The organism is Rhodococcus sp. P4_F5 (assembly GCF_056401315.1).
In genome coordinates this window covers 63,651-73,208 of the sequence record NZ_JBFUJP010000019.1, presented here as the reverse complement: position 1 = coordinate 73,208, position 9,558 = coordinate 63,651, and the positions used below count along the sequence as shown (strand labels likewise).

Below are 9,558 nucleotides of genomic sequence, written 5' to 3'. Positions count from 1 at the left end.
GTCTTCGCCAGCGGCGGCACCCGGCGCGCGTACGGGATGCCGCTGCACTTGCCGTTGCCGGCCCAGCGCCAGTCGTGGAACGGGCAGGCGATCGAGTCGCCCTTGACGGTGCCCTGGGCGAGGTTGCCGCCCATGTGCCGGCAGAACCCGTCGAGGACGTTGATCTTGCCGTCGGACTCGGACGCGAAGACCACCAGCGAGGTCCCGAATGCCTTGACCTCGTGAGGCTTTCCGTCCTGGAAGGACTTCAGCAGACCGAGGCAGTGCCAGCCACGGGCGAACCGGGCCGGGGCCGCCGCCGCCTCGATGACCCGGACCTGGTCGGCGTCGGACTTGGATTGCAGCGACATCGCTACCTCTTCTCTCACGCTCATGTCTGGCCTGTGATGCGTTTCATACTCCGCAGTCACGTCACGTGAGTTCAGTAGTGCTTCCCGCTGACCGGGAGCCTTTCGTCCCCGCCCAGCACGCCGGTCGTCCGTACCTCCCGATCAGCGGGAAGTCGTGTCCGGGGTGGCGCCCGGCGGACCTACGGTCGCCACAGAAGAAGTGATCGAGGAGGTACGGCGATGTCAGTTTCGACCGCAGGCGAGGTTTACGCGCCCGAAGCCGCAGGCGAGCGCTACGTGCTGGACATCGAGCGGGGGCGGATCCGCGAGTTCGCGGACGCCACGCACGCCACCCATCGCGCCTACCGCGACGACGAGCGGCCGGTGGTGCCGCCGGTCTACCTGTGCTTCGAGGGGATCGCCGCCGGCGATGCCGTGGACAGCGCGGTGCCGGCCGAGCAGGACTGCCGGTTCTTCGGGCCGCCGCCGCGCGCGGGCGACCGGCTGACCGCGGTGACGCGGGGAGCGGGCGGCGAGCGGGTGACCGAGTTCCGGGACCCGGAGGGCCGCCTCGTGGCGGACTCGTGGACGCACGGCCCGCACGGCGACGCCGACGCGATCGCGGCCGGCCAGCTGGCGAACTACGCGACCGACTGGCTGGGCCCGGACCGGGTGCGACGCTTCCGGACCCGGTTCACCGGACCGGTGCCGGTGGGGGAGCCGCTGCACTGCACCGGCGAGGTGGTGGCCGAGTACGTGTCGGACGGTGAGCCGCGGGTGGACGTCGCGCTGACCGCGACCCGTACCGGCGGCGCGGTCGCGGCCCGCGCCTGGGCGACGTTCGCCGTCGCCAGCTGAGCGCGCCGCCGCCGGACGCCGAGTGTGCACCTGGGGGTCGTCGCCGCTCGGGCGATTCGCCGGTAGGTGCACACTCGACGACGGGGTCAGCTGGCGACCATGTCCTCCGGGCCCCAGTAGGCCTTCATGCTGGTGATCTTCGCGTCGTCATCGAAGGTCATCACGTCGATGACGGAGATCTCGACACTGTTCTCGCCCATCGTGGTGGTGAGCACGAAGTTGAACGCCGCCTCGTTGCCCGCGATCTTGACGATGCCGAGCTCGCCGGTCTGCTCGAGCGGCTCGATGATGCCGTAGAACTCGCGGAGCGACTCTTCCGTGGTGCGCAGCTCGGTGCCCACCGGGTCCTCGACGGTGGCGCCGGGCGCGTAGAGCGCGAGCACGTCGTCGACGGTGCCGCCGGCCACCGACTTCACGTAGCCCTCGATGGTGTTCAGAATGTCTTCGCGTGATGCCGCCATGCCGGTACCCCTTCGTTTGTTAGAACCTGTTCTAGTGCTGAGGGTACCGGCGATGCCGACCGGATTCCATGGAACCGAGGCCGCCCGGGCCGGCCACGCCGCGACCGGTTCGCCCGGTTCGTCCTGAACGTCCGGCCGCCACTCGCAACACGACCGGCCGTGTCGCCGAAATGCCGGTCAGGACAGGAATTTCCGGTGCTACTGTGCCGCCCATGCATATCCAGTACGGGGGTCTCTGGGTTCGAATGTGCGTCGCCGCTCTAGCGGTGACAGTCGGGGTCGGGGGTGGCGCGTCGGTCGGCACGGCCTTCGCCCAGTCCACCGGCAGCGCCGGCGGTGAGGGGTCGGTCGGTGCCGGGTCGTTGACGGACGGCACCGCCTCGGACGGCTCACCCTTGAACGGGACGACGATGATCACCGGTTCCCTCGGGACCGGCTCGGCGGCAGGGTCGCCGCTGGGGTCCGCGATTCCGGGCGTGGTCGGCTCGGTGATCCCGGGGCCGGATCTCGATCCCCCGCCGCCCCTCGAGACGCTGTACGCCAAGATGCTGCCCAAACCGGTCGGGGACCCGTTCTTCGACGAGTACCCGCCCGGCCTGCCCGGCATGACCAACGGCCAGGTCATCGAGACCCGCGACGTGACGCCGGCCGCCCGGGCGCTCCTGCGCGGGCCGGTCCGGGAGGTGCGCCAGATCAAGGTGAAGAGCACCGACTCGGCCGGCGCGCCGTCGTTCGCGACCGCGACCCTCGTCGTGCCCGCCACGCCCTGGCCCGGTCCGGGACCGCGCCCGATCCTGGTCAACAACGTGCCGATCAACGGCCTCGGCCGGTCCTGCACCCCGGGACACACCCTCGGGAACGGGATCACGCAGTCGGAGAACTTCTTCGACATTCTCCCGGCCGACACCACGAAGGCCGAGGAACGCGGCTACGCGGTGCTGATCACCGACCACGAGGGCCCCCGGATGGCGTACGCCGAACCCTTCGTCGCCGGGCACGCGATCCTCGACTCCATCCGAGGCCTGCGCGCCGTGTTCCCCGCCGAGTTCGGCGCCAGCAAGCTCGCCATGATGGGTTACTCCGGAGGCGCGATCGCGACGCACGGCGCGGTCAAGCTGATCGACACGTACGCCCCCGAACTGGCCGGCGACATCGTCGGCGCCGCGATGGGCGGGGTACCGGCTGACTTCGAGATGCTCGGACGCACCATGAACGGCAACCTCGCCGGGGGACTGTTCCTCGCGGCGGTGTTCGGGATCGCGAGGGAGAACACCGAGATCCTGCCGCTGATCAACAGTCTCGGACAGCAGATGGGCATCACGTCCATCAAGGACCAGTGCGCGAACACCCTCGCCCTCGCCGGCATCCCCGGGATACCGGCCGAGGCGCTCGCGAACATCCGGCGCGCACTGGATTCACCTGTGGCACATGACATCTACACGAAGATGAAGATGGCGGACCGCAAGTCCGGCACGCCGCTCTACATCTACAGCGGCGGTCAGGAGTTCTGGGTCCCGGCACTCGGCTCACGCAACCTGTACGAGGAGCAGTGCGGCCACGGCGTGCCCGCGGTGTACCGGCAGGTACCCGGCGAACACCTCCTCGCCGCACTCACCGGGAACCCCGGGGCATTCGACTGGGTCGACGCCCGGCTGCGTGGGGAAGCCGCACCCAACGAGTGCTGAAAACGCCCGTGGCCCCGGCGATCACACGATCGCCGGGGCCACGGGGACGTCGTCCTACTTGACGATGTTGACCATCTTGCCGGGCACCACGATCACCTTGCGGGGCTCGGCGCCCTCCAGGAACGCGACGATCTTCTCGTCGGCCAGCGCGGCCGCCTCGATCGACTTCGGGTCCGCGTCCGCGGCGACGGTGATGCGGCTGCGCACCTTGCCGTTGACCTGGATCGGGTACTCGACGGTGTCGTCGACCAGCCACTTCTCCTCGGCGACCGGGAACGGGCCGTGCGCCAGCGACGCCTCGTGCCCGAGCCGGTTCCACAGCTCCTCGGCGATGTGCGGGGCCAGCGGGGCGAGCATCAACACCAGCGGCTCGACCGCGGCGCGGGGCGCCCCGGCCGGGTACGCCTTGGTGAGGTGGTTGGTCAGCTCGATCAGCTTGGCGGCGGCGGTGTTGTCGCGCAGTGCCGCGTAGTCCGCGTTGACGCCGTCGATCGCCCGGTTCACCGCACGCAGCGTGTCCTCGGTCGGCGCGTCCTCGGTGACCCGCACGGCGCCGGTCTCCTCGTCGACGACGGTCCGCCAGGCGCGCTGCAGGAAGCGCTGGGCGCCCACGACGTCCTTGGTGGCCCACGGCCGCGAGGTGTCCAGCGGGCCCATCGACATCTCGTAGACGCGCAGCGTGTCGGCGCCGTACTCGTCGCAGATCTCGTCCGGCGCAACGGAGTTCTTCAGGGACTTGCCCATCTTGCCGTACTCGCGGTTGACCTCGGCGCCCTCGTAGAAGTACTTGCCGTCCTGTTCGGTCACCTCGTCCGCGGGCACGTAGACGCCGCGCGCGTCGGTGTACGCGTACGCCTGGATGTAGCCCTGGTTGAACAGCCGGCGGTACGGCTCCGAGGAGCTGACGTACCCGAGGTCGAAGAGCACCTTGTGCCAGAACCGCGAGTACAGCAGGTGCAGCACCGCGTGCTCGACGCCGCCGACGTACAGGTCGACGCCGCCGGGGTCGTTGGGGCCGTGGATGTCCGGACGCGGACCGGTCCAGTACGCCTCGTTCTCCGGGGCGCAGAAGGCGTCCTGGTTGGTGGGGTCGATGTAGCGCAGCTGGTACCAGGAGCTGCCGGCCCACTGCGGCATCACGTTGGTGTCGCGGTGGTAGCTCTGCATCCCGTCGCCGAGGTCGAGCTCGACGTTCACCCAGTCGGCGGCCTTCGCCAGCGGGGGAGAGGGCTCGGAGTTCTCGTCGTCCGGGTCGAAGGACACCGGTGCGTAGTCCTCGACCTCCGGGAGCTCAACCGGCAGAGCGGACTTCGGCAGCGGATGGGCGATGCCGTCGGCGTCGTACACGATCGGGAACGGCTCGCCCCAGTAGCGCTGACGGGCGAAGAGCCAGTCCCGCAGCTTGTACTGGATGGTGCCCTGGCCGTGTCCGTCCGCCTCGAGCCGCTCGATGACGGCCTTCTTGGCGTCGGCGACCTCGAGCCCGTCGAGGTAGTCGCTGTTGACCAGCGGTCCGTCGCCGGTGTACGCGGCCTCGGTGACGTCGCCGCCGGAGATCACCTCGAGGATGTCCAGGCCGAAGGCATTGGCGAACTCCCAGTCACGGTGGTCGTGACCGGGGACGGCCATGATCGCGCCGGTGCCGTACCCGGTGAGCACGTAGTCCGCGATGAAGATCGGAACCCGGTGCCCGTTCACGGGATTGACCGCGTAGGTGCCCAGGAAGACGCCGGTCTTCTCCTTGTTCTCCTGGCGCTCGAGGTCCGTCTTCGCCGCGATCGCCGAGCGGTAGGACGCGATGGCCTCGGCCGGGGTGGCGGCGCCGCCGGTCCAGCGGGCGTCGACGCCCTCGGGGTACGACTCGGCGGCGAGCTGGTCCACCAGCTCGTGCTCAGGGGCCAGCGTCACGTAGCTCGCGCCGAACAGGGTGTCGGGCCGGGTGGTGAACACCTCGATGCCGAGCTCGCCCGCCGCGAACCGCACCTGGGCGCCGTGCGAACGGCCGATCCAGTTGCGCTGCATGGACTTGACCTTGTCCGGCCAGTCCAGGTACTCGAGGTCGTCGGTGAGGCGGTCGGAGTACGCGGTGATCCGCATCATCCACTGCCGCAGGTGCTTACGGAACACCGGGAAGTTGCCGCGGTCGCTGCGGCCGTCCGCCGTGACCTCCTCGTTGGCCAGCACGGTGCCCAGCCCGGGGCACCAGTTGACCATCGAATCCGACTGGTAGACAAGGCGGTACGAGTCGAGAACCGCACCCCGCTCGGCGACGGTCAGCTGGTCCCACGCACGGTCGCCGTCGGGCACCCGGGTGCCCGCGGCGAACTCAGCCTCGAGCTCGGCGATCGGTCGCGCCTTGTTCAGGTCGGTGTCGTACCAGGCGCCGTGGATCTGCAGGAAGATCCACTGGGTCCAGTGGTAGAAGTCCACGTCCGTGGTGGCCAGCGAGCGGCGCTCGTCGTGGCCCAGGCCCAGCCGGCGCAGCTGCCGCTGCATGTTCGCGATGTTCGCCTCGGTGGTGGTGCGCGGGTGGGTACCCGTCTGCACCGCGTACTGCTCGGCGGGCAGGCCGAAGGCGTCGTAGCCGAGGGTGTGCAGCACGTTGTGTCCGTGCATCCGGTGGAACCGGGCGTAGACGTCGGTGGCGATGTAGCCGAGCGGGTGCCCGACGTGCAGGCCCGCGCCCGACGGGTACGGGAACATGTCCTGGACGAACAGCTTGTCCGCCGGGAGGTCGCCGGCGAGGTCGCCGACCGGGTTCGGTGCGTTGAAGGTGCCGCGCTCGCGCCACAGCTCCTGCCACCGCTGCTCGACCCGGCCCGCGAGTTCCGCGGTGTATCGGTGCTGGGGGGTCGCGTCGTCCGCTGACTGCTGCACTGGGCTGCTCACGTGATTCGCTGTCTTCTCTGCGCTCGGCTTCGGGGGGTGCCTGGGATACGGGCGTGGAGCTGGCGGAGTCCCCGATTTCAGGTAGGGATCTCCGACCACCAGGGTAAACGGTTCGGCCCAGCGGCCCCCGCCCGCGGTCCTCCACGTACCATGGGGCCGTGCTGATCCTTGCAACCGTGCTGTTCGTAGTCGCCGTCGTCGTCGGCGGAGTGGCGGTCGCCGGACTCGCCGGCAGGCTGCCGCGCAACCGCTGGGCCGGGGTCCGCACCTCGGACACGCTCGCCACCGAGGAGTCCTTTGCCCTCGCCAACCGGATCGCCGGGCCCACACTGCTCGCCGCGGCGTTGCTGCTGGTCATGGGCGGTGTCGGCGCCCTCGTCCTCGGCGGCGTCACCGGGATCGCGGTGGCCCTCGTCGCCATGGTCGCGGCCCTGGTCACCGCCGGCTACGGCGGATCCCTCGGCTCCCGCGCCGCCGCCGCGATGCCGGCCGCGGCGTCCGGCTGCGGCAACGACTGCAACTGCGGCAGCGCGCCCGAGCCGGCCGCGGAGACGCCCGCCGACGCCGCGGCCGCGGCCGACTGCGGCATGGACTCCTGCGGGTCGTGCGCCCTCAAGGGCGCCTGCCTGCCCTCGTAACACCCGCCCGCGGCGCACCGCCTGGGGTGAGCTCCCTCACGCGGCTGGTTGAATCGCCGCCATGAGCAACTCCGCGGCCGCCCGGCCCGTGCCGCCCGCCCCGTCGCAGCCCCGCGCCGTGGACCCGGCCGGCGCCCTGTTCGGGATCGCGCTCCCCGTCCTCGCCGCCGCCGCAGGCCTGCTGATGACCTGGCTCTGGTCGTCGCGGCTGCCCGCGCCGATCGCCACCCACTGGTCCGGTCAGACGCCCGACGGCTTCGGCTCCGCCTGGTCCACCGCCACCACGATGGCGATCGTGCTGGTCCTGGTCGGCGGCGGCTGCAGCGCGTTCGCGGCGCTGGCCGGCGCCCAGCTGATGATGCGGCGCACCATGCTGCTGATCGGCCTCGGCGTGGTCGGCCTGCTGACCGCAGCCTGGATCGCGCTGCTGTGGGCGCAACTGGACCTCACGGACGCGGCGGACGCGCGGATGCCGATGTCCGCCCTCGCGGTGGGCCTGGTGGCCGGCCTCGCGGTCGGGGCCCTCGGCGCCGCCCTGCTTCGCGACCACCGCGAACGCGCCGCGGCCGACGCACCGCCCGACCCGGGCCTGCCCCGCGGACCGGTGGAGCTGCCGATCGTCGACCAGCTGGGCCTGAGTACCGTCGCCGCCGCCTGCTGGGTGATCGGCGGCGCCGCGGTCACCGTCGGGCTGTGCCGGCTGGCCGACTCCTGGTGGCTGTTCCCCGTGTTCGGCGCGGTGGGGCTGCTGACGCTCTCGCTGCTGCGGTACCGGGTCACCGTCAACGAGACCGGCCTGCACGTGCGCAACATGGGGATGGACACCGTGCACTACGGCGTCGAGGAGCTCATCGGCGCCAAGGTGGACGAGGTCCAGCCGTTCCGCGACTTCGGCGGGTGGGGACTGCGGGTCAAGGGCCGCGGCAACTACGCGGTGGCCACCCGGTCCGGCCCGGCAGTGGTGTTCACCGCGGCGAACGGCCAGCGGCTGACCGTTACCACGGCGCGTGCGGAGGAGATGGCGGGCGCCCTCAACGCCCTCGCCGACCGCCGGTTCCGCGGGCACACCAAATCCACGCCGAAGCACCAACCGGATTCACAAACCGACTGACAGTTCATCTTGACGATCCGTGACGCCCGCCAAGACGTACCGGACACCCGGTAGGGGTAGATCAGGCATGGTCCGCCCCACGGCCGTAGGCTCGTGCCCGGACGAGGCGAGCTCATAGGGTGACGGCGCCGATGAAACCGGATGCACCGAGCACCACAACGTGACCGCTGTGGTCACCACGCTTCTTGACGTGTCGGTTCGGTCGCGGTCGGCGTCTTCGTAGGCGTCCGGTCAGTAGTCGAACCGAGAGAGGATCGTCGTGATGGTCAGGCAGGAGAGGGCGCTCGCGACCCGGCAGCAGATCGTTCTGGCGGCCGCCGAGCGATTCGACGAGGCGGGCTACGAGCGCGCCAGCCTGGCAGAAATCGTCGACCAGTCCGGCGTCACCAAGGGCGCGCTGTACTTCCATTTCAAGTCCAAGGACGACCTCGCTGCCGTCGTGATCGCGGATCAGCACGCCATCTCGATGAACGCGGTGAGCAGCATCCTGGATTCCGAAGCGCCGGCGCTCGAACACCTCGTCATGTTCTCCCACGAGATGGCCCGCGAGATCGTCGAGGATCCCGTCGTGCGCGCCGGCATCCGCCTCACCCTCGAGATGAGCGCCGTGGACGGACCGCCCAAGCCCTATCTGGACTGGATCGCCGCCTGCGAGGGCGTGTTCCGGAAGGGAATCGAGGAGGGCGACGTGCTCGACAGCGTCGATCCCGCGGAGCTCGCACGCTACTTCGTCGGCGCCTTCACCGGCGTGCAGTTGGTGGCGAACGTGCTGACGCAACGCGCCGACCTCGAGGCCCGCCTCGATCAGATGCTGGGGTTCCTGCTGCCGGCGATCGTCCCGCCCCGGCGACGGCACAAGATCGAGCGGTTCCGCAATGCCCGCTGGGAGCCGTCCACGGCGTGACAGCCCTCGCACCACTCCGCTCGCCGGACCGCAACCGTGGTCGGCTCGTCCAGTTCGAAGAACACTCGAAGACGAGATCCACGGATTCGACGACGGCGCAGGGCGAAACCATGGTGCAACCGGGCACTCTCTCCCGGGCAACCTCGATCAGCACCGCGCGGGCACATGGTCGCAGTAGTGATCGAGCTGCACTGGGTTGGTGAGATCGGCACGGAGCAACCACCAGCCGAATCCGGAGCCCAGTGGGTACGGGGCGAGAGGGATCGGGCAAAGTTCAGGGACACGGCCGAGGGCACTGTGTCGCGCCGTTCCGCCAGGTAGCTGGCGCACCGGCGGAGAGTCTCCTCAAGAAGCATCGTGTCGTACCGGCCAGCGCGGCTGCGCGTGATGGTGCGCTGCCGTGGCCACTGCACGCCACGAGAAACCGGTCGTCCGGACTGCGCGCGCACCAGTCCGGACACCTCCGAGGACACCGCCTGCCGGTACACGAGGCACGCCTCGGAACCAAGTGCTCAAAGTTCAACGCCTGGAACATCTCAGGAACGGTAGCGACGAGCGTCTCAGCCGTCCGTGCTTTCGCACGGAACATTTGGATAGAAACCTACCGGGTGGTAGGTATGTCAAAACGTGAACAGCCGAAACCGCCTCGTTATAGCGTGCACCTGGCTCGAGAGCTAAACCAG

General features: G+C 69.9%; 8 protein-coding genes. 5 read left to right on the top strand and 3 right to left on the bottom strand.

Features of this window, described 5'->3' with window-relative positions; genetic code table 11:
* A partial coding sequence (locus tag AC1DU4_RS10710) for a Rieske 2Fe-2S domain-containing protein (protein WP_477839640.1) occupies positions 1 to 350 on the bottom strand: 350 nt, incomplete at its 3' end.
* Positions 351 to 569: 219 nt separating this feature from the next.
* Here AC1DU4_RS10710 and AC1DU4_RS10705 point away from each other — a divergent pair.
* Positions 570 to 1,187 carry a hypothetical protein gene (locus AC1DU4_RS10705; RefSeq protein WP_477839638.1) on the top strand — a complete coding sequence of 206 codons (618 nt, stop codon included), beginning with the start codon at positions 570 to 572 and terminating at the stop codon, positions 1,185 to 1,187.
* Between the two features lie 86 nt (positions 1,188 to 1,273).
* Here the strand turns inward: AC1DU4_RS10705 and AC1DU4_RS10700 are convergent, their stop codons facing one another.
* Complete coding sequence (locus AC1DU4_RS10700) at positions 1,274 to 1,648, bottom strand: nuclear transport factor 2 family protein (protein WP_477839636.1); 375 nt, start codon at positions 1,646 to 1,648, stop codon at positions 1,274 to 1,276.
* A 266-nt stretch (positions 1,649 to 1,914) separates the two neighbouring features.
* Here AC1DU4_RS10700 and AC1DU4_RS10695 point away from each other — a divergent pair, with 266 nt between their 5' ends.
* On the top strand, positions 1,915 to 3,333 hold the full coding sequence (locus AC1DU4_RS10695; RefSeq protein ID WP_477839634.1) for a lipase family protein: 1,419 nt from the start codon (positions 1,915 to 1,917) through the stop codon (positions 3,331 to 3,333).
* A gap of 54 nt (positions 3,334 to 3,387) precedes the next feature.
* Here the strand turns inward: AC1DU4_RS10695 and leuS are convergent, their stop codons facing one another.
* Positions 3,388 to 6,222: a leucine--tRNA ligase gene (gene leuS / locus AC1DU4_RS10690; protein ID WP_477839632.1), complete on the bottom strand. Its 2,835-nt coding sequence runs from the start codon at positions 6,220 to 6,222 to the stop codon at positions 3,388 to 3,390.
* A 158-nt stretch (positions 6,223 to 6,380) separates the two neighbouring features.
* Between leuS and AC1DU4_RS10685 the strand changes: the two genes are divergently transcribed.
* From AC1DU4_RS10685 to AC1DU4_RS10675, 3 genes are all read left to right on the top strand, one after another.
* Complete coding sequence (locus AC1DU4_RS10685) at positions 6,381 to 6,860, top strand: SdpI family protein (RefSeq protein ID WP_477839631.1); 480 nt, start codon at positions 6,381 to 6,383, stop codon at positions 6,858 to 6,860.
* Between the two features lie 61 nt (positions 6,861 to 6,921).
* A complete protein-coding gene (locus AC1DU4_RS10680; RefSeq protein ID WP_477839629.1) occupies positions 6,922 to 7,971 on the top strand; it encodes a DUF1648 domain-containing protein in 1,050 nt (349 codons plus the stop codon).
* Positions 7,972 to 8,233: 262 nt separating this feature from the next.
* A complete protein-coding gene (locus AC1DU4_RS10675; RefSeq protein ID WP_477839627.1) occupies positions 8,234 to 8,875 on the top strand; it encodes a ScbR family autoregulator-binding transcription factor in 642 nt (213 codons plus the stop codon).
* Positions 8,876 to 9,558 lie beyond the last annotated feature (683 nt).